Below are 19,949 nucleotides of genomic sequence, written 5' to 3'. Positions count from 1 at the left end.
CTTATGTATCTCGACAATATATACCCCTAAACATATAAGGATAACCCAATAGGTGTTTTTTGAGTTACTTATTTTTTTGAGGGTATAAAGAATTTGTTAAATGAATTGAGGTGATTTTATTATGAGTTATTCAATGGATGCTCTTTCTGAGTGCATATTATTCAATAATCTAACCAAGGAAGAGATATCAAGATTAATGGAAGGAGTCAACTACTCCATCAAATGCTACAATGATAAGGATATTGTGGCTATTGAAGGAGAACCCTGTGATAGCCTTTCAATAATACTTTCAGGTGACATTGAAATCCACAAGCCTTTCTCATCTGGAAAGGTAGTTACCATCAGCCACTTCACAGCGGGAAATGTTTTTGCCGAGTCCTTGGTTTTTTCCGATATGAAAACCTACCCAGCAACGGTTGTATCCTCCTCTGATAGCTGTGTGATGAATATCCCCAGGGTGGAGCTTGTGCAATTGCTTAGCAGGAATTCAAAGGTTCTAGAAAACTTTGCAGGTGTCCTCTCAAGGAGAATCCATATGCTAAATGACAGAATCACAAGTCTGTCACTTGACAGTACCAGAAAGAAAATTGTAAACATACTCCTTCTTGAATATGGGAGACAAAAATCCCAATACCTTTTGCTTCCATATAGCAGAAAGAAGATGGCAGAACTCTTAAACATACCAAGGCCTTCTCTTTCCAGGGAACTGATCCGAATGAAGGAAGATGGACTCATTGATTTCTATAAGAACAGGATAAAGATACTTGATCTGAAAAGCCTTGAGGGAGAGTTGAAGTAAAAAAGTATCTGAAATGCATCAAGGAAGTTTTTCATGATACTCATATGATAAAATGTCAAAATTCACCACGATGTAAAAAGCAGAAATTTCCTACTCGTATAAATATGAAAAATAAATGTTGACATTACAACACTTTAGTATAAAATATAGGGGTAAGATGAATTCTGACCGAAGGAGGCCATGATGATGATAAGACTAAACGGACAATTAAAAGCAAACTTAAAACACTTTAAACAATACTATGGCCTTAATCCAGGAGCCAGGTTCAAACCTGCTTCCATCTAGGCGTATGCCTAAAATTAACAGTTAACAATTGAAATGACACTACAGCCATAGGTTTTTACCTATGGCTTTTTTTTGGAGGAAAACAATGAGACAATTAAAAAAACTATTACCCCTTCTTTCGGGGTACAGATTAACTTTTATACTTGCAATGATAACCGTAACACTATCACAGCTGTTCTATGCAGCTGGTCCAATAATATTGAGCACTGCCATTGATTCAGTAATTGGCAGCGAACCTGCAACAAACCCGGCTACCATGAGAATAATGGAATTTTTGGGCGGAAGGGAAGTCTTAAGATCAAGCCTATGGGTTCTCGGATTGCTGATTGTAGCAAATACAGGCCTTAGAGGTGTGTTTCTTTATCTAAAGGGCTACTATTCAGCAAAGGCTTCAGAAAATATTTCCATGAATCTTAGGGACAGACTTTATGACCATATTCAAAAACTTCCCTACAGCTACCATGTTAAAACAGACACAGGAGACCTGATACAGAGGTGTACCTCGGATGTTGAAACCATTAGAAGATTTCTTGGGGTTCAGCTTGTGGAGGTTGCAGGCTCACTCTCCATGCTGTTTTTTATTCTATGGTCAATGCTATCCCTTGACAGGGGCATGACTCTGTACTCAATGGTACTTGTTCCCGTAATATTCGGATTCGCTTACGCTTTTTTCAAAAGAATCCAGAGGGACTTCAAGGAAGCGGATGAAGCTGAGGCCAAGCTTTCTACAACACTCCAGGAAAACCTTACTGGAATAAGGGTTGTCAAGGCTTTCGCCAGGGAGGCCTTTGAGCTTGAAAAATTTGATACAAGGAACTTATCTTACAGAAATTCAGTAAACAAGCTAATAGACAATCTTGCGGTTTATTGGTCCCTTTCAGATTTCCTGAGCATGTTCCAGGTTGGCCTGGTTATTGTGGCAGGTTCAATCATGGTAGTTCAGGGAAGAATTGCAATTGGTGTACTGGTGGCGTTCATAAGCTATGTCAATATGCTTATTTGGCCTGTAAGGCAGCTTGGAAGAGTCCTGACAGATATGGGAAAGGCAACTGTATCCATAGACCGTGTGGATGAAATTTTAAGCATCCCTCAGGAACCTTTGGTGGTAAACGGGTTGGAGCCAGAAATAAGGGGCGAAATAGAATTTAAGAATGTTAGCTTTTCCTACGATGGTAACAGGGATGTTCTACATGACATTAGCTTTCACCTTAAGAAAGGGGACACTGTTGCAATAATGGGACCTACAGGTGCCGGAAAAAGCACTCTTGTGAATCTGCTTCCAAGACTCTATGACTATACCTCAGGATCAATAAAAGTAGACGGAAATGAGCTTAAGGAAATCGATAGGCATTGGATTAGAAAAAACATTGCCCTTGTGCTTCAGGAGCCTTTTCTGTACGCACGAACAATCAAGGAGAACATTCGATTCACAGATCCTGAAAAGCAGGATAAATCTGTGTTTCAAGCGGCCAAGGTGGCTTCAATACACAATGATATCATCTCATTCGATAAGAAGTATGAAACCATGGTAGGCGAAAGGGGTGTTTCCCTATCTGGTGGTCAAAAGCAGAGGATGGCTATTGCAAGAGCTATAATAGCAGAGACACCCATAGTTATATTCGACGATTCTTTGTCTGCAGTTGATACTGAAACAGATATGGAAATCAGGAAGGCCTTGGAAAAGCGAAAGAACATTGCTACCACATTTGTCATATCCCACAGGATATCCACTGTTTCCAACGCAGATAAGATAATTGTCCTGGATAAGGGTAGGATTATCCAATCAGGAACTCACAGTGAACTGATCTCTCAGGAGGGCCTATACAGAAGAATTTACGACATTCAGTCATCGGTTGAAATGGATGTGCTGAATGCTTAGGAGGAATCACCATGGATAACATAAATACTGAAACACCGAATAAAATAAGTGTGGGAATATGGAAGGATTTTTATACCTACCTCAAGCCATACAAGGCCAGTTTCCTGAAGCTTATTGTTTTGATGGTGCTACTTGGAATCATGGATGCAACTTTTCCGCTACTTTCCAAGTACGCCATAGACGAATTTGTCAGAAGGGGGAGTCTTGATGGTCTTCCGCTCTTTATAGGTATGTACCTTTCAGCAGTGCTGGCTTTAAGTCTCTTGATTCTTGTTTTTATAAAAATAGCTGGCAGGCTGGAGACTACAATTGCACATGACATAAGAAGACTAGGCTTTATACAGCTGCAGGAGCTCCCACTATCATACTATGACAACAAGGCGGTTGGCTGGTTGCTGGCAAGGATGACTTCTGACATAACCAGATTAAGTGAGACCATCTCATGGGGCATTGTGGATCTGGCCTGGGGATTGGCCATAATGACCGGAATATCCATATACATGATTATCCTTAATCCATTTCTGGCCATGATCACCCTTTCAGTGGTGCCACTTCTTGCAGTCTTGAGCATTGTCTTCCAGAAAAAAATACTTTCGGCACAACGAAAGATCAGAAAAATAAATTCACAGATAACCGGTGCCTTCAATGAGGACATACAGGGTGCAAAAACCACCAAGACATTGGTTCGGGAGGAAAAAAACCTGGAGGAGTTCTCTAACCTGACCGGCTCAATGAGAGCCCAATCAATAAGGGCTGCTATCCTTTCATCGGTATACCTGCCTCTGGTAATCGGGCTTGGAAGCGTGGGAACAGCCCTGGCCTTTTCCTTTGGCTCAGGCTATATCATGGAAGGAATCATAACCTATGGAACTCTAGTCGCATTTATTTCCTATACAGCTCAGTTCTTTGAGCCCATTAGGCAGATGGCTGTGATTTTTGCGGAATTTCAAAGTGCCCAGGCTTCTGCAGAAAGGGTTTTTTCACTTTTGAAGGAAAAACCTGAAATCAGGGATGAAAAGGAGATTATTCAAAGGTTTGGGGATATCTTCCAGCAGGAAAGGGAGCTTTTACCACAGATAAAGGGAGGGATAACCTTCGAAAATGTCTCCTTCTCATATCAGACCAATGAGCCAGTTCTAAAGAATTTCAACCTGGACGTCAATCCAAGTCAGACAATCGCACTTGTAGGAGAGACCGGATCTGGAAAGTCAACAATAGTTAATCTGTTTTGCAGGTTCTATGAACCCACAGAGGGACGGATTCTTGTGGATGGTCTGGACTACAAAAAAATGCCCCTTCAATGGATTCACAACAATCTGGGCTATGTACTGCAAAGTCCACACCTGTTCAGCGGTACCATTAAGGAAAACATTCGCTACGGGAAGCTGGATGCCACTGATAAGGAAATCCAGGAGGCCTGCATGATAGTCAATGCTCACGAATTCATTATGGAGCTTGAGGACGGTTATGATACCCAGGTTGGTGAGGGAGGCGGAATGCTGTCAACAGGTCAAAAGCAGCTTATCTCATTTGCCAGGGCCATTATCAGAAATCCTTCTCTATTTGTCCTTGACGAAGCGACCTCGTCAATTGATACTGAAACTGAAAAGATTATTCAGGATGCCATCACAAAGGTCCTGAAGGGACGAACCAGCTTTGTAATCGCCCATAGACTATCCACCATAAAAAATGCAGATAGAATCCTGGTTGTTAAGAAGGGTGAAATTGTTGAGGATGGAACCCACAGGGAGCTATTGATGAGAAAGGGCTATTACCACAGACTCTATACAAACCAATATCTTGGTGAGGAGAGCATTTAAAAATATTTTAAGGGATTCCTATCAGATGGAATCCCTTTAATATATTACGGATAGCAAATTTCTTAATGCACTTCAGATGCTTTTTTATTCCTTACAACATACATATATGCCTCATAGAATACATAGCCTGCTGAAAATCCACCTATTACATCAGTGGGCCAGTGCACACCCAGAAACACCCTGCTGGCTCCCATCAAAAGCACATAGGCTAGAGCACCTATCCATATTCTCCTATTAAAGCTTAATCGGCTTTTGTTTCTTGTTAGCAGGTAGGCTATTGTCAAAAACATAGTCATGGTTACCATTGAATGTCCACTGGGATAGCTAAGGCCTCCCTGCTCCACCAAAAAGTACTCATAGGGTCGTGGTCGATGAAAAATCTGCTTTAGTAGATGATTCATCAGCCAGCTTCCCAATGAGGAGGTCAATAGAAGTCCCGCTACAAGATATCTTTTCTTGATTGTAAAGTATGCTATAGCTGTACCCATTACAGGAAATAGAAATGCCTCCGATCCAAGAAAGGAAATTATCTCCATTACCCTGATCAATGACATGTTGTTATTGCTGTGTACAAAACTCATAATAGGCTGGTCAAAAAGTACCCCTTCTGATTTTCCGGCAACCATAAAGCCTAGAATCAGGAATATGACCATGCTAAGGGCAATAAGTGCCTTTTTTTCTGTTTTCATATGTGTCCCCCTGAATACAGCAAGCAACGGGTTTCCCCGTTGCTTGATTATCTTCTTCTTTTTCTCTTGGGTGCAATGTGAATTGCAGCTTCATCAAGTCCCAATGCCGCCTCAAAGAAGGCTTCCGAAAGAGTAGGATGAGCATGTATTGTCCTTTTTATAGCAGCCACATCCATATTGTTCGATATTGCCAATGCTCCCTCGTGAATAAGGTCGTTTGCATGTGGCCCAAGTATGTGGACCCCTAATATTCTGTTATCCTCATTTGAGGCAAGAATCTTGATGATTCCTTCCGGTTCTCCCAAGGAAAGTGCCTTGCCGTTTGCAGAGAACATGAACTTGCTGGACCTGTAGTCCACTTCCTTCTCCTTGAGCTGTTCCTGGGTATAGCCCACCTGAGCTACTTCTGTCATTGTAAATACACATGAAGGCCAATGTTCGTGATTCAAGTCCGGCTCATGGCCCAGTATCTTTTCGACAACGTACTCACCTTGTGATGAAGCAACGTGTGCCAATTGAATTCCTTTGGAATTCACATCTCCGATTGCATAGATTCCAGGAACGGAGGTCTCGTAGTTGTCATCTACCTTGATTCCCCTATTTGAATACTCCACTCCGGCTTCTTCAAGCCCAAGACCATCCACAAGGGGGCCTCTTCCAGATGCAATCAAGACATAGTCGCCGACAACCTCTATCTCCTCTTCCTTTTCCTTGTACTTGGCAAGAACCTTAAGTCTATTGCCTTCCTTGGAAATTTCCTTTGCGCGGATGTTGACATAGGTCTCAATACCCTGCTTTTTAAGCATAGGGAGAAGTCGCTTCCCGATTTCCTTGTCCCCATCCTTGAGGATTCTCGATGCCAATAGTATGACATGTGAACCCAGTTCCTGATAGATGCTTGCAAACTCCAGGCCAATTACTCCTCCACCTACCACAATCAAGGTTTCTGGAATGTGGTCCAGCTCCAGTATATCATCTGATGTTATAACTCCAGGCAGATCCACACCCTTTGTTTCAGTCATCTGTGGATAGGAGCCTGTTGCTATGATAATGTTGTCGGCTTCTATTTCCCGGGTTCCCCCTTCCAGAAGCTCTACAGTCAATGTTTTACTGTCTTTAAATGATGCCTTTCCAGGTACGAACTCTATATTGCTGTAGGATGATATAAGCTTTTCAATTCCGGATACAAGGTCATAAACCACCTTGTTTTTTCTCTCCAGAAGAGCCTTGCCATCAAGGCTGTAGCCCTCCACACTTATACCAAATTCGTCGGCTCTCTTGAGGGATGACATTATTTCAGCATTTCTGAAATATGTTTTAGTGGGGATACACCCCCTGTTAAGGCATGTACCCCCAATGTCTCTGTTTTCTATAAGAAAAACCTCTGCCTCAAGTTGCGCAGCCTTTATGGCTGCGACATAGCCACCCGGTCCTGCACCGATAATAGCTATTTTCTTTGTCAAGCAATACACCTACCCTTCGTATTTTACGTTGATGTCTCGTGCTGCCTTGACTTCATTAGGTCTTCTTACCTTTGTTCTGTTTGGAGCTGACTTAAGGATAGCAGGATCTGATTCCGCCTCCTTGGCAATTTGGATCATGGCCTGAATAAACTCATCCAGGGTTTCCTTGCTCTCAGTTTCAGTCGGCTCTATCATAAGTGCCTCATTGATTATCAATGGGAAGTAGATTGTTGGTGGATGGTATCCAAGGTCAAGGAGTCTCTTTGCAATGTCAAGAGTTGTAACCTCGCTTAAGGTATCCTTCAATCCACCCAGTACAAACTCATGCTTGTAGATCGTATCAATTGGAAGATGGTAGTAATCCTTCAATTGACTGCACAGGTAGTTTGCATTCAGTACTGCCATTTCTGAAGCTTTCTTAAGTCCATCTGAACCCATTGTCAGTATATAGGTGTAGGCTCTTACAAGAATACCGAAGTGTCCGTAGAAATCCTTAACCTTTCCGATTGAATCCGGATAATCATAATCAAGGAAATACTTGTCGTCCTTCTTCTCAACCATTGGTACTGGTAGGAATGGAACAAGCTCCTTCTTAACTCCTACGGGACCAGCTCCAGGTCCTCCTCCACCATGTGGTGTCGAGAAGGTCTTGTGAAGGTTGAAGTGAACAACGTCAAATCCCATGTCTCCAGGTCTGGCATAGCCCAATATCGCATTGGCATTGGCTCCATCGTAATAAAGAAGTCCTCCTGCCTCGTGTACTATCTCAGCAATTTCCTTGATTCCCTTGTCAAATATACCAAGAGTATTTGGATTTGTAAGCATCAATCCTGCTGTATCATCTCCAACTGCTGCACGAAGTGCATCAAGGTCAACTAGTCCGTCCTTCGTTGATTTGATCTCAACGATCTTATATCCTGCCATTCCTGCTGTAGCTGGATTTGTGCCGTGTGCTGAATCAGGAACTATAATCTTGTTTCTGTGGGCTTCCCCTCTTTTTTCATGGTAAGCCTTTATTATCATTACTCCTGTAAGCTCACCGTGTGCACCAGCTGCTGGCTGAAGCGTGGTCCTGTCCATTCCAGCAATTTCCGACAAGCTCAATTCAAGCTCGTGAAGCAGCTGCAAGGATCCCTGAATACAGTCAGCTGGCTGCAAAGGATGCAAATTAGCAAATCCGTCATATCTTGCGGTATCTTCATTTATTTTTGGATTGTACTTCATTGTACATGATCCAAGTGGATAGAAGCCTGTGTCAAGGCCATAATTCTTGTTGGACAGATTTGTATAATGTCTTATTATGTCCACCTCGTACAATTCAGGAAGATCCAGCTCTGAATCATTTAAAAACTCCCCAGGTATAAGGCTATCTACAGCAACATCCTCCACGTCATTTGCAGGTAACATATATGCCTTTCTACCAGGTTTGGAAAGTTCGAATATCATTTTCTCGTAGTTTCTCATTATATCCCCTCCATTACGCTGGTCAGTTTATCAATTTCATCTTTCGTCCTCTTCTCTGTCACTGCATAAAGGATGCCATTCTCAAATTGGGGATATTCTTTTCCTAGGTCATAGCCTCCGATGATATTCTCTTTTCTAAGAGCTTCATTTATCTTTTCAGGTGCAATGTCAGAAGTCAATGCAAACTCCTTGAAGAATGGCTTGTCAAACATTGGCTTGAACTTACCTGATTTTGTAAGCTGTTCATAAGCATAGTGAGCTTTTTTTGTTGATTGGAGAGCAACCTCTCTAAGGCCTTCCTTGCCCATTGTGACCATATAGACAGTAGCTGCCAATGAATTAAGTCCCTGGTTGGAGCAGATGTTTGAAGTTGCCTTCTCCCTTCTTATGTGCTGCTCTCTGGCTGTAAGAGTCAATACAAACGATCTCTTGCCATCTAGATCCTCAGTCTGTCCTACTATTCTTCCAGGTATCTTTCTGACATAATCCTTTTTGACTGCCATGAATCCAAGGTAAGGTCCTCCAAAGCTAACTGGTATACCAAGTGACTGACCTTCTCCAACAACTACATCAACATCCATATCTCCAGGCTTTTTAAGGATGCCCAGTGAAATTGGATCAACAGACGCTATAAATGTTGTTTTCTTGCCTTTGTGTGCAACCTTGCCAATAGCCTCAAGGTCTTCGATTATTCCGAAGAAGTTAGGGCTTTGAACAATAACTGCAGCAGTATTGTCATTTACAAGACCATCAAGAGCCTCCATGTCAGTAACTCCATCCTTCACGTCAACTTCAATGACCTTAAGGTCTTGAACGTGTGCATATGTGTGAAGAATCTTTCTGGCATCAGGCTTGACTGATTTAGATATGATAATCTCATCTTTTTTTGAATATGCAGCTGCCATAAGGGCTGCCTCCACAACTGCCGTACCACCATCATAAAGGGAAGCATTTGCTAGATCCATACCTGTAAGGTTTGCTATCAGGGTCTGGAATTCGAAAATGTACTGCAATGTTCCCTGGCTTATTTCAGGCTGGTAAGGCGTATATGAAGTGTAGAACTCACTTCTTGATATTACGTGATTTACTATTGATGGTATATAGTGATCGTACGCACCTGCTCCCAAAAAGCTTGTAAGCTCACTGATGGAACAGTTCTTATCTGCTAGTTTCTTCAGATATGAACTTACCTCAAGCTCACTTTTTGACTTAGGTAGATCAAGCTCTCTAGAAAGCTTGATATCCTTTGGAATGTCGTCAAACAACTGGTCTACATTCTCCAGACCAATGGCTTTGAGCATTTCCTGGATATCTTCAGGTGTATTAGCGATATATGGATGCATCTTATTCCTCCTCAGCTAAAAACTTTTCGTAGTCCTCATCATTCATTAGTTCTTCTACTTCAGATTTGTCAGCCAGTTCAACTTTTATCAACCAGTTTTCAAATGCATCCTGGTTAAGTAATGCTGGATCATCCATAAGCTCCTCATTGATTGCAACTACCTTTCCACCTACAGGCATGAATACATCAGAGGCAGCCTTAACTGATTCAACTGCAGCGAAATCTTCGCCCTTTTCAAATTCGTCATCCACATCAGGTAGCTCAACATATACTATGTCTCCAAGATGATGCTGTGCATAATCGGATATACCGATAAACGCCTCGTCTCCCTCTACCTTAACCCACTCATGATCCTTTGTGTAAAATAATCCTTTTGCTACTTTCATTTGATTACCCCCTAGAATTTATTTTTTAAGAAATTTCTTGCTTATAACCTTAGCCTTTGCAAATTTGTTTCTGATCTTGACATCCACCTCTGTTCCAAGCTCAGTGAATTCTGTCTTGATAAGTGCATTACCGATTACCTTGCCAAGGGTTGGGCTCTTATAGCCTGTTGTAATATGACCAATCTTCTCCCCATCCTTGTAGACCTCGTATCCTTCTCTTGCAATACCCCTGTCAAGAAGCTCTATTCCTGCAAGCTTTCTCTCAAGACCTTCGCTCCACATCTTATTTAGGGCTTCCTTGCCAATGAAGTCTGATTCCTTGTCAAGCTTTACAAAATATTTGAACCCAGCTTCAAGAGGAGTGATTTCATCATCCATCTCATGTCCATAAAGTGGAAGTGCTGCCTCAAATCTCAATGTGTCTCTACAGCCTAGTCCAGTAGGTTTAATACCCTCATCCTGTCCAGCCTCAAGAATTGCATTCCATACCTTCACGATGCCTTCATTGTCGGAATACACCTCAAATCCGTCCTCTCCGGTGTAGCCAGTTCTTGAAACCATGCAATTTACTCCTGCAATCTCTACATCTCTCTTAAGGTGGAAAAACTTGATCTGTGAAAGGTCATAGTCAGTAAGCTTCTGAAGTACCTTTTCTGCCATTGGCCCCTGAATTGCAACCTCACCTACTGAGTCTGATATGTTTTCGATTTCAACGTCGAAATCACCCTTGTTGTCAAGAATCCACTTGTGGTCCTTTTCAATATTTGCCGCATTGACCACCAGATAGAAGAACTCCCCATCATATCTGTACACAAGCAAATCATCCACGACCCCTCCTGTTGGATGGCACATGAATGTATAAATAACCTGATTGTCAACTATGGTGCTTATATCATTGGTCATAAGATAATTGACATAGGCAAGGGCGTCCTTCCCCTTTACAGTTATCTCTCCCATGTGTGATACATCAAAAAGCCCTACTGCATTTCTTACTGCCTCATGCTCAGGTACAAGTCCTTCATACTGCACTGGAAGATACCAGCCTGCATAGTCGACAACATTTCCCCCCAGCTTGACATGCTCGTCATACAAGGGTGTCTTTTTTGCGTCCATTCAATCACTCCTTCCTGATATTTTGTGGTATAATTTCCATATACTATCCTATAACTACCCCATTGGGTGGTAGTTAAACTACCCAGGATTACATGAAATTTACCTACTAAATGGTATTTCAGTAGTATACTTCAATTATACATAAGGGGGATTTTTTATGCAATACCGTGAATTTTCTGTCAACAAGTTAAAAGTTTCACTATTAGGGCTGGGCTGCATGCGTTTTCCCGTTTTGGAAAACGACAATTCGAAAATCGATGTGGAAAGGTCCACTGCAATGGTGAAATTTGCTTTAGGGAAAGGCATTAATTATTTCGACACAGCATATCCTTATCATGGCGGGGAATCTGAGGCTTTTCTGGGCAATGCCCTGGAAGGGATCCATAGGGAGTCATACCATCTTGCAACAAAATCTCCAGTATGGCTTGTGGAAAATCATGAAGATTTTATGAAGTATCTGGATGAACAGTTGGTTAATTTAAAGACAAACTATGTGGATTTTTACCTTTTCCATGCCCTAAACAAGAAATCTTTCGAAAAAATAAAATCTCTTGAATTTGAAAAATTCGTACAAAAGGCAAAGGATGAAGGGAAAATTAGACACATCGGCTTTTCCTTTCATGATGAACTGCCTGTATTCAAGGAGATAATAGACCATTATGATTGGGAATTCTGCCAGATTCAGTTAAACTATATGGATACCGATTATCAGGCTGGACTTTCCGGGCTGGAATATGCTAGAAACAAAGGTATTGACGTTGTTGTAATGGAGCCCCTCAAGGGAGGCAAGCTGGCACAATCCCCTGAAGATGTGCCCAGGTATGGAACAGGTCGCAAACCTTCCGTACGCCTGTCAAGTGGGCTCTGAAGTGGCTTCACAGTCTTCCCGGTGTCTCAGTTGTACTAAGTGGCATGTCCACAATGAAACAGCTTGAAGAAAACATTGAAATCAGTTCAGATATTGACACCCTGTCCCCGGAGGATATGGAAATTGTCAAGAAGGCAGCTCAGATATACCGCAGCAGGACAAAGGTGGACTGTACAGGCTGCAAATATTGCATACCATGTCCACAGAATGTTGCAATTCCTGAAGTTTTTCAGCTTTACAACAATGCCCATGTATATGGTTCATTTGATGAGTCATCAAGATCATATTCCAACCTGATTCAGAAGGAGGAGGACAGCTCCAGGTGTGTGGAGTGTGGACTGTGTGAGGAAAAGTGTCCACAGAATCTCACAATTATCCAATATCTAAAGGATGCCAGAGACGACCTATATAGCCGATAAACAGCTTATGATACACATGTTCGAGGAGTTATCCACTTTATCCACATTATCCACAGCCCATAGGGGATAACCTTTGTCAACAGTCAAATAATCATAAAAAAAAGCACCCATGGGTGCTTTTTGTATTATCTCTTGCTGAACTGTGGACTTCTTCTTGCCTTCTTTAGACCGTATTTCTTTCTTTCTACCATCCTTGAATCTCTAGTAAGATGTCCTGCCTTCTTAAGTATTGGTCTTAACTCTCCGTCTGCTTCAAGTAGAGCTCTGGCAATACCGTGTCTGATAGCTCCGGCTTGTCCTGTGAAACCACCGCCGTGAACATTTACAAATACGTCATACTTGTCTGCTGTTTCAGTTATAGTCAAAGGCTCTTTTGCAATTACTCTCAATGTCTCGTAGTTGAAAAAGTCCTCGATATCTCTCTTGTTGATTGTGATATTACCGTTACCTGGTACAAGTCTTACCCTTGCAACGGATGTCTTTCTTCTTCCTGTTCCTAAAAATTGTGTTGCAGCCATTTACAGTCCTCCCTTCATCAATTAATTAAAATTCGTAAACTTCTGGCTTCTGTGCCTCGTGTCCGTGCTCTGTACCTCTGTAAACCTTAAGTTTCCTGTACATTTGTCTTCCCAGACTATTCTTTGGCAGCATTCCTTTAACAGCCAGCTCGATTATCTTCTCGGGATTCTTCTCCATCAGCTTTCCGTATGATACCTGTCTCAAGCCTCCTGGATAACCTGTATGGTAAGTGTAGTTCTTCTGCTCCAGTTTCTTTCCAGTAAGTTTGACCTTGTCAGCGTTTATAACTATAACAAAATCACCTGTATCAACATGTGGTGTGTAGATGGGCTTGTTTTTACCTCTCAGGATAGTTGCAATCTCTGTGGCCAATCTTCCCAATACTTTATCTTCTGCGTCTATTATATACCATTTTCTTTCAACTTCATTGGCTTTTGCCATATAGCTTTTCATCTATTTCCCTCCTTACAACAACATTCGTTTTAAGGTGTCTACTAAAAAGTTTCCGGGCTTCTTTTTAAACACTCTTATATATTCTAATACAAGTAACAATCAATGTCAAGACAGATTTTACCTGTAGTATACTTTTTCCAAAAATAGTCCCTGGGCTGGTGCGGTTCTTCCAGCGGACCGCCTATCCCTATCCTGAATCATTTCGGGGATCTCCTCCTTAGCCCTTTGGCCAGCTCCCACCTCAATAAGAGTGCCAGCAATTATCCTGACCATATTTCGAAGGAAGCTGTTTCCCTCCAATGCTATTTCAATTATCTCATCATTTCTCTCTATTTCGATTGAATAAATGGTTCTTACCGATGATTTTATGGAGGTTCTCCTTCCCCTGAATGACTTGAAGTCATGGGTACCAACAAAGTATTTTGCAGCATCCTTCATCAATTCAACATCAAGGGGATACTTGACATGGCAGGTGTAGTTTCTAAGGAGTGGCCTTTCAGGCTCTCCATTGTAGATCCTGTAGACATATCTCTTGTGTGTTGCACTGAACCTTGCATGAAAATCCATTGGCACTTCCTGCGACCTAATGATCTTGATGTCGTCAGGTAGTTCAATGTTCAATGCATACTTGAAGCGCTCTCCAGGTATGGGGGATTCCGTCCTGAAATTGGCAACATGCCCAAGGGCATGGACCTTGGCATCTGTCCTTCCTGATCCATAAAGCACGGTCCTCTCACCAGTCACCTTGTAAAGAGCCTTCTCAATCTCCTCCTGGATTGACGGGAAATCTTCCTGAGTCTGCCATCCCCAGTAGTTTGTACCATCGTATTCTATTACAAGCTTGATGTTTCTCATACTATCACCATATATACCGTGTAGATATTATCGCAGCAAAAAAGATGGTCATACCTGTAAGAACAGCATAGTCCCTCCCAACGAACTTCAGCTCGTTAAGCCTAGTCCTGCCGTCACCGCCTCTGTAGCACCTAGCCTCCATTGCAGTTGCCAGCTCGTCTGCCCTTCTGAAAGCGTTGATGAACAGGGGAACAAGCAGCGGAACAAGATTCTTTGCCCTGCTGAGGATATTTCCCGATTCGAAGTCTGCTCCCCTTGCCATCTGAGCCTTCATTATCTTGTCTGTTTCCTCCAACAGTGTTGGAATAAACCTAAGAGCTATTGTCATCATCATGGCAAGCTCATGGGAAGGAAGCCCAATTCTGCTAAAGGGTGAAAGGAGCCTCTCAATTCCGTCAGTCAATGCTATGGGTGATGTGGTCAATGTCAGCAAAGATGTTCCAGTAATAAGGAAAACAAGCCTCAGAGCCATGAAAACCGACTGTCTCAAACCCTCTTTAGTAATGACCAATGGCCCCAGTTCGACCAGAACCTCTCCCTTGGTCATAAACAGGTTTATGGCAAAGGTTATTAAAATAATAAACATCAAGGGCTTCAGACCTTTAATTATGAATTTCACCGGTAGCTTTGCGATGGATATTACTCCTCCAATAAAGGCTACTATGAATATATACGGAATGAAGTTTGTCACAAAGAAGAGAGACGCAATAAACAATGCTACAATGATTATTTTCACTCTAGGATCCAATTTGTGAACTATAGATGTTCCTGGAAAATATTGTCCGATTGTAATATCTTTAAGCATCCTTCTTACTCCTTAAATAGTTTAATATTTCCTCTTTGGCCTCTTCGATTGTAAGGACATCATCCTTTACCTTGTTGCCCCTTCCCTTGAAGGCCTTCATGAACTTTGTGATCTGTGGTACCCCAAGGCCCATTTCCTCCAATTCATCGGTTTTGGAGAACACCTCTCTTGTTGGGCCATCAAGAGCAACCTTGCCCTTGTGCATAACAAATATCCTGTTTACAAGTCTGGCAATATCCTCCATGCTGTGGGAAACAAGAATGATGGTTATATTTTCCTTGTCATAAATCTTTCTTATCTCATCAAGGATATCATCCCTTCCCTTGGGATCAAGTCCTGCAGTTGGTTCATCAAGTATTAGAACTTTGGGCTTCATTGCAATAACTCCTGCAATGGCAACCCTTCTCTTCTGTCCACCTGAAAGCTCAAAAGGAGATCTTTCCTTTAGCTCTTCAAATTCCAGGCCAACAAGCTCCATTGCATCCCTCACTCTCTTGTCAACCTCTTCATCGGAAAGTCCAAGATTCTTCGGTCCAAAAGCAATGTCCTTGTAGATGGTCTCTTCAAACAGCTGGTGCTCAGGGTACTGAAACACCAGTCCCACCTTTTGCCTTACAGATTTCATCTTTGTATCCTTGCTTGAAAGGTCCTCCCCATCGATTATGATAGACCCCTTTGTAGGCTTCATAAGGCCATTAAGGTGCTGAACCAGGGTTGATTTGCCGGAGCCTGTGTGACCAATAAGCCCAATAAATTCACCCTCCTCCACCTGAAGGTTTATCTTGTCGAGGGCCTTCTTCTCAAATGGCGTTCCCGGATTATAAATATAGTCAACATCCTTCAGTTCGATGATCATAGCGTATCCACCAGCTCCTCAACAGATAATATATCGTCCTTGATATTATACCCTTCCTTGTTCAACTCATACACCAGCTCAGTTACCTGTGGAACATCAAGCCCCAAGGACTTAAGCTTTTCTACCTGCTTGAATATTTCCTTTGGCGTTCCAAGCATTACAGCCTCGCCTTCATTCAGTACCATTACCCTATCGGCTTCCACAGCCTCATCCATGTAGTGAGTGATCAGGATGATGGTTTTGTTCTTTTCCTCATTAAGCTTCTTGATGGTCTCCATTACCTCAAGCCTGCCTGAAGGGTCCAGCATTGCAGTGGGCTCATCAAAAATAATGCAATCAGGTTCCATAGCCAGTATGCCGGCTATTGCAACCCTTTGTTTTTGTCCTCCTGACAAGAGGTGAGGAGCGTGACTCTTGTAGTCTGTCATTTCAACAACTTCAAGGGCATCATCAACCCGCTTTCTTATTTCAGCGGGAGGAACTCCAAGGTTTTCCGGTCCAAAGGCTACATCCTCCTCAACGATTGTCGCCACAATCTGATTGTCAGGATTTTGAAATACCATGCCGGCAGTGGATCTGATATCCCAGATCTTATCCTCATCCCTTGTGTTCATCCCATTCACCAGAACGTCACCTTTTGATGGTAGAATCAATCCGTTAATCATCTTTGCCAAGGTGGATTTTCCTGATCCATTATGTCCAAGAACCACAAAAAATTCCCCTCTCTCGATTTGGAGGCTCAAGTCTTTCACGGCCAATTGGATGCTTTCGTCAATGTAGGAGCTATATTCATAGCTCACATTCTGTATATCGATCATTATATTGTTGTTTTTTTCAATCATATTATACCTCTGTTAGAATTTACTATTACCAGTTAAATATAACATAAGCAAAATGTTATTTCAATTGACCATTCCTGGCAACCAAGTGGAACGTACAAAACTAAAGGGACTAAGTGTCAACTTAATCCCCCTCCCTATTAAACAAGTTCTAATATAGCTATTTCTGCGCCATCTCCGCGACGAGGACCAACTTTTAATACCCTTGTATAACCACCATTTCTGTCGGCATACTTAGGACCTATTTCATCAAATAATTTCCTCACCACATCTTCATCATATATGAAAGCAAGTGCTTGTCTTCTTGCGTGAAGATCGCCTTTCTTTGCCAAAGTTATCATTCTCTCTGCCATTCTCTTTGTCTCTTTGGCTCTGGTTACTGTGGTTTCAATTCTTTCTTCCCTTAGTAATGATGTAACTTGATTTCTCAACATTGCTTTTCTATGAGCAGTAGGGCGACCAAGTTTTCTTAGTGTTGTCACATTTATCCCTCCTTCTTGCGTAGGTTATTCATCACTTGATTTAAGGCCTAATCCCAATTCAGCAAGCTTTTTCTGTACCTCTTCAAGGGATTTTTTTCCTAGATTTCTAACCTTCATCATGTCTTCCTCAGTTTTTTCAGTCAATTCCTCAACAGTATTGATTGCTGCTCTCTTCAGACAGTTATAGCTTCTAACTGAAAGATCCAGCTCCTCCACTGTCATTTCAAGTACCTTCTCCTTTTTGTCCTCTTCCTTCTCAACCATTATTTCAACCTCGTTGACATGGTCTGTAAGTCCAATAAACAGGTTCAGGTGCTCAGTAAGGATCTTAGCTCCCAATGAGGTGGCTTCATCAGCGCTCATGGTTCCATTTGTCCAGACGTCAAGTACAAGTTTGTCAAAGTCAGTTATCTGACCGACTCTTGTATTTCCAACCTCATAGTTGACCTTGCTTACAGGAGTAAAGGATGAGTCCACAGGAATCACTCCCACGGGCTGACCTTCCTTCTTGTTCTTTTCGGCAACTGAGTAGCCTCTTCCTCTGATAAGCTCAAGCTCAATATATAGCTTTCCATCTTCATTGACAGTTGCTATATGCTGATCCTTATTAACAATTTCAACTTCCATTCCCGTTGCAATGTCACCGGCAGTTACGACCTGAGGTCCTTCCACGTCGATGATCATTGTCACAGGTTCTTCAGTATACATCTTTGCTGCAATTTCCTTGATATTGAGTATAATTTCTGGCACATCTTCCAACACTCCCGGGATGGTTGCAAATTCATGCAGCACTCCCTGGATCTTTATAGATGATATTGCCGCTCCGGGCAATGATGAAAGCAATACTCTTCTAAGAGAGTTTCCAAGGGTTGTTCCGTAACCTCTTTCAAGGGGCTCCACAACAAATTTACCATAGCTTCCATCTTCACTTAATTCCATGATCTCAATTCTAGGCTTTTCAATTTCTATCATTAAGCATAACCCTCCTTGATATTTTTAATTTTTAACGGACGAGGGCAACTGATACTATTATATCGATTATTTAGAATATAGCTCGACGATTAGATGTTCTTCAACTGGAAGATCTATGTCCTCTCTGGTTGATTCAGCTACGATTGTTCCTCTTAGTTTTTCAAGATCTATGTTTATCCATGGAGCTGTATTTCCGCTGTGGTTTTCAACCAAAGTCTTGAATTTCTCGCTTCCACGGCTTTTTTCCTTAACCTCGATAACATCACCTACTGCAGTCATAAGTGAAGGTATTGTCGCCTTATTTCCGTTCAGCAGGAAGTGTCCATGTGTCACTAGCTGTCTTGCTTCTGCTCTTGAAGCAGCCAGACCCATTCTGTAAACTACATTGTCAAGTCTTGACTCAAGAATCTTGAACAGATTCTCACCGGTTACACCCTTCATTTTATCAGCCATCATAAAGTACTTGCTCATTTGTGACTCTGAAAGTCCATAGAATCTACGTACCTTTTGCTTTTCTCTTAGCTGCATTCCATATTCAGTTACTTTCTTTCTTGATTGTCCGTGTTGTCCTGGAGCAAAGTTTCTCTTGTTAAGAGCACATCTGTCTGTATAGCATCTGTCTCCCTTCAGGAAAAGCTTCGTACCTTCTCTTCGGCACAATCTGCAAACTGGCCCTGTATATCTTGCCATCTCTATTTACACCTCCTATTAAACTCTTCTTCTCTTCGGTGGTCTACATCCATTGTGTGGAATTGGAGTAACATCCTTGATCATGCTTACTTCAAGTCCGGATGCCTGTAGTGACCTTATTGCTGCTTCTCTTCCTGATCCAGGTCCCTTTACAAATACCTCAACAACCTTAAGACCATGCTCCATAGCTTTTCTTGCAGCTTCCTCAGCACATTGTTGTGCGGCATAAGGAGTGGATTTCCTTGACCCTCTGAATCCAAGCTGTCCTGCGCTTGCCCATGATATTACATTACCCTGGGTATCTGTAAGTGTTACCATTGTATTGTTGAAGGATGAAGAAATATGAGCCTGACCTCTCTCAATGTTCTTACGTTCTCTTCTTCTTACACGTGTTGCTTTACCTTTTTTAGGTGCCATTAAGTTCCCCTCCTTTACCTATTTCTTCTTGGATACTAATCTTCTAGGACCTTTTCTTGTCCTTGCATTTGTCTTTGTTCTCTGACCTCTTACTGGAAGTCCCCTCTTGTGTCTAAGTCCTCTGTAGCAGTTGATTTCCTTAAGTCTCTTGATGTTAAGAGCGATGTCTCTTCTAAGATCTCCCTCAACATGGTAGGTATCAATTACTGCTCTAAGGTTTGAAACTTCAGCCTCTGTAAGGTCCTTTACCCTAGTGTCCTTGTCAACTCCAGCTTTTTGAAGAATTTCATTTGAGCTGGTTTTTCCGATACCAAATATATATGTCAAACCAATTTCAACTCTTTTATCTCTTGGTAAGTCTACGCCTGCAATTCTTGCCATTAACGTCTACACCTCCTATTTTTCAAACTCGTTATTAACCTTGTTTTTGCTTATGTTTAGGATTTTCACAGATGACCATTACTCTTCCTTTTCTTTTGATGACTTTGCACTTTTCACACATCTTTTTTACAGATGGTCTAACTTTCATAATAA

Annotated in this window: 23 protein-coding genes; 5 read left to right on the top strand and 18 right to left on the bottom strand. The window is 41.9% G+C overall.

Going from position 1 to position 19,949, the window contains the following annotated elements; genetic code table 11:
- Window positions 1–121 precede the first annotated feature (121 nt).
- The 3 genes from ACKVDP_RS11600 to ACKVDP_RS11590 all read left to right on the top strand — a co-directional run bounded on the left by ACKVDP_RS11600 (window position 122) and on the right by ACKVDP_RS11590 (window position 4,783).
- Window positions 122–799, top strand: a complete 678-nt coding sequence (locus ACKVDP_RS11600) for a Crp/Fnr family transcriptional regulator (RefSeq protein ID WP_409229031.1) — start codon at window positions 122–124, stop codon at window positions 797–799.
- Window positions 800–1,169: 370 nt separating this feature from the next.
- Window positions 1,170–2,963 (top strand): ABC transporter ATP-binding protein, encoded by a 1,794-nt coding sequence (locus ACKVDP_RS11595; protein ID WP_409229030.1) that lies wholly within the window; start codon window positions 1,170–1,172, stop codon window positions 2,961–2,963.
- Between the two features lie 11 nt (window positions 2,964–2,974).
- Window positions 2,975–4,783: an ABC transporter ATP-binding protein gene (locus ACKVDP_RS11590; protein ID WP_409229029.1), complete on the top strand. Its 1,809-nt coding sequence runs from the start codon at window positions 2,975–2,977 to the stop codon at window positions 4,781–4,783.
- A gap of 62 nt (window positions 4,784–4,845) precedes the next feature.
- Here the strand turns inward: ACKVDP_RS11590 and ACKVDP_RS11585 are convergent, their stop codons facing one another.
- Genes ACKVDP_RS11585 through gcvT form a run of 6 tightly spaced genes read right to left on the bottom strand, consistent with a single transcriptional unit; the run spans window position 4,846 to window position 11,240 of the window.
- The gene (locus ACKVDP_RS11585) at window positions 4,846–5,472 is read right to left on the bottom strand and encodes a phosphatase PAP2 family protein (protein ID WP_409229028.1); all 627 of its coding nucleotides are present in this window, start codon (window positions 5,470–5,472) and stop codon (window positions 4,846–4,848) included.
- 47 nt (window positions 5,473–5,519) lie between these two features.
- The gene (gene lpdA / locus ACKVDP_RS11580; protein ID WP_409229027.1) at window positions 5,520–6,944 is read right to left on the bottom strand and encodes a dihydrolipoyl dehydrogenase; all 1,425 of its coding nucleotides are present in this window, start codon (window positions 6,942–6,944) and stop codon (window positions 5,520–5,522) included.
- Window positions 6,945–8,399, bottom strand: coding sequence for an aminomethyl-transferring glycine dehydrogenase subunit GcvPB (gcvPB, locus tag ACKVDP_RS11575; RefSeq protein WP_409229026.1), 1,455 nt, complete (start codon window positions 8,397–8,399; stop codon window positions 6,945–6,947). It abuts the gene before it with no gap.
- Window positions 8,399–9,742 (bottom strand): aminomethyl-transferring glycine dehydrogenase subunit GcvPA, encoded by a 1,344-nt coding sequence (gene gcvPA, locus ACKVDP_RS11570; protein WP_409229025.1) that lies wholly within the window; start codon window positions 9,740–9,742, stop codon window positions 8,399–8,401. Before gcvPA ends, gcvPB begins: the two co-directional genes overlap by 1 nt.
- Window position 9,743: 1 nt before the next feature.
- Window positions 9,744–10,127, bottom strand: a complete 384-nt coding sequence (gene gcvH / locus ACKVDP_RS11565) for a glycine cleavage system protein GcvH (RefSeq protein WP_409229024.1) — start codon at window positions 10,125–10,127, stop codon at window positions 9,744–9,746.
- An 18-nt stretch (window positions 10,128–10,145) separates the two neighbouring features.
- Entirely contained in the window at window positions 10,146–11,240 is a 1,095-nt protein-coding gene (gcvT, locus tag ACKVDP_RS11560; RefSeq protein WP_409229023.1) for a glycine cleavage system aminomethyltransferase GcvT, read from the bottom strand.
- Window positions 11,241–11,397: 157 nt separating this feature from the next.
- Here gcvT and ACKVDP_RS11555 point away from each other — a divergent pair, with 157 nt between their 5' ends.
- Window positions 11,398–12,108 (top strand): aldo/keto reductase, encoded by a 711-nt coding sequence (locus ACKVDP_RS11555; RefSeq protein ID WP_409229022.1) that lies wholly within the window; start codon window positions 11,398–11,400, stop codon window positions 12,106–12,108.
- Entirely contained in the window at window positions 12,105–12,527 is a 423-nt protein-coding gene (locus ACKVDP_RS11550) for a 4Fe-4S dicluster domain-containing protein (protein ID WP_409229032.1), read from the top strand. Before ACKVDP_RS11555 ends, ACKVDP_RS11550 begins: the two co-directional genes overlap by 4 nt.
- 125 nt (window positions 12,528–12,652) lie before the next feature.
- On the opposite strand, the gene rpsI is transcribed toward ACKVDP_RS11550, so the two are convergent.
- The 12 genes from rpsI to rpmJ all read right to left on the bottom strand — a co-directional run bounded on the left by rpsI (window position 12,653) and on the right by rpmJ (window position 19,944).
- The gene (rpsI, locus tag ACKVDP_RS11545) at window positions 12,653–13,045 is read right to left on the bottom strand and encodes a 30S ribosomal protein S9 (protein ID WP_409229021.1); all 393 of its coding nucleotides are present in this window, start codon (window positions 13,043–13,045) and stop codon (window positions 12,653–12,655) included.
- 25 nt (window positions 13,046–13,070) lie between these two features.
- Entirely contained in the window at window positions 13,071–13,499 is a 429-nt protein-coding gene (gene rplM, locus ACKVDP_RS11540; protein WP_409229020.1) for a 50S ribosomal protein L13, read from the bottom strand.
- A gap of 117 nt (window positions 13,500–13,616) precedes the next feature.
- Window positions 13,617–14,354 carry a tRNA pseudouridine(38-40) synthase TruA gene (gene truA, locus ACKVDP_RS11535; protein ID WP_409229019.1) on the bottom strand — a complete coding sequence of 246 codons (738 nt, stop codon included), beginning with the start codon at window positions 14,352–14,354 and terminating at the stop codon, window positions 13,617–13,619.
- 4 nt (window positions 14,355–14,358) lie between these two features.
- Window positions 14,359–15,159, bottom strand: coding sequence for an energy-coupling factor transporter transmembrane component T family protein (locus ACKVDP_RS11530; RefSeq protein WP_409229018.1), 801 nt, complete (start codon window positions 15,157–15,159; stop codon window positions 14,359–14,361).
- A complete protein-coding gene (locus ACKVDP_RS11525; RefSeq protein WP_409229017.1) occupies window positions 15,152–16,015 on the bottom strand; it encodes an energy-coupling factor transporter ATPase in 864 nt (287 codons plus the stop codon). Before ACKVDP_RS11525 ends, ACKVDP_RS11530 begins: the two co-directional genes overlap by 8 nt.
- Window positions 16,012–16,857, bottom strand: a complete 846-nt coding sequence (locus ACKVDP_RS11520; RefSeq protein WP_409229016.1) for an energy-coupling factor transporter ATPase — start codon at window positions 16,855–16,857, stop codon at window positions 16,012–16,014. Before ACKVDP_RS11520 ends, ACKVDP_RS11525 begins: the two co-directional genes overlap by 4 nt.
- 137 nt (window positions 16,858–16,994) lie before the next feature.
- On the bottom strand, window positions 16,995–17,336 hold the full coding sequence (gene rplQ, locus ACKVDP_RS11515) for a 50S ribosomal protein L17 (RefSeq protein ID WP_409229015.1): 342 nt from the start codon (window positions 17,334–17,336) through the stop codon (window positions 16,995–16,997).
- Between the two features lie 24 nt (window positions 17,337–17,360).
- Complete coding sequence (locus ACKVDP_RS11510) at window positions 17,361–18,308, bottom strand: DNA-directed RNA polymerase subunit alpha (protein ID WP_409229014.1); 948 nt, start codon at window positions 18,306–18,308, stop codon at window positions 17,361–17,363.
- A 66-nt stretch (window positions 18,309–18,374) separates the two neighbouring features.
- Window positions 18,375–18,998 carry a 30S ribosomal protein S4 gene (gene rpsD, locus ACKVDP_RS11505; RefSeq protein ID WP_409229013.1) on the bottom strand — a complete coding sequence of 208 codons (624 nt, stop codon included), beginning with the start codon at window positions 18,996–18,998 and terminating at the stop codon, window positions 18,375–18,377.
- An 18-nt stretch (window positions 18,999–19,016) separates the two neighbouring features.
- Window positions 19,017–19,415, bottom strand: a complete 399-nt coding sequence (rpsK, locus tag ACKVDP_RS11500) for a 30S ribosomal protein S11 (RefSeq protein ID WP_409229012.1) — start codon at window positions 19,413–19,415, stop codon at window positions 19,017–19,019.
- Window positions 19,416–19,433: 18 nt separating this feature from the next.
- Entirely contained in the window at window positions 19,434–19,796 is a 363-nt protein-coding gene (gene rpsM / locus ACKVDP_RS11495; RefSeq protein ID WP_409229011.1) for a 30S ribosomal protein S13, read from the bottom strand.
- Between the two features lie 34 nt (window positions 19,797–19,830).
- Window positions 19,831–19,944 carry a 50S ribosomal protein L36 gene (gene rpmJ / locus ACKVDP_RS11490; protein WP_409229010.1) on the bottom strand — a complete coding sequence of 38 codons (114 nt, stop codon included), beginning with the start codon at window positions 19,942–19,944 and terminating at the stop codon, window positions 19,831–19,833.
- Window positions 19,945–19,949: the final 5 nt, after the last annotated feature.

Origin of the sequence: Gudongella ferriphila (assembly GCF_046224405.1) — a bacterium.
Classification (GTDB): domain Bacteria; phylum Bacillota; class Clostridia; order Tissierellales; family Tissierellaceae; genus Gudongella.
Note: the sequence above shows the minus strand (reverse complement) of the source record. Positions and strands in the feature narration are given on the sequence as shown.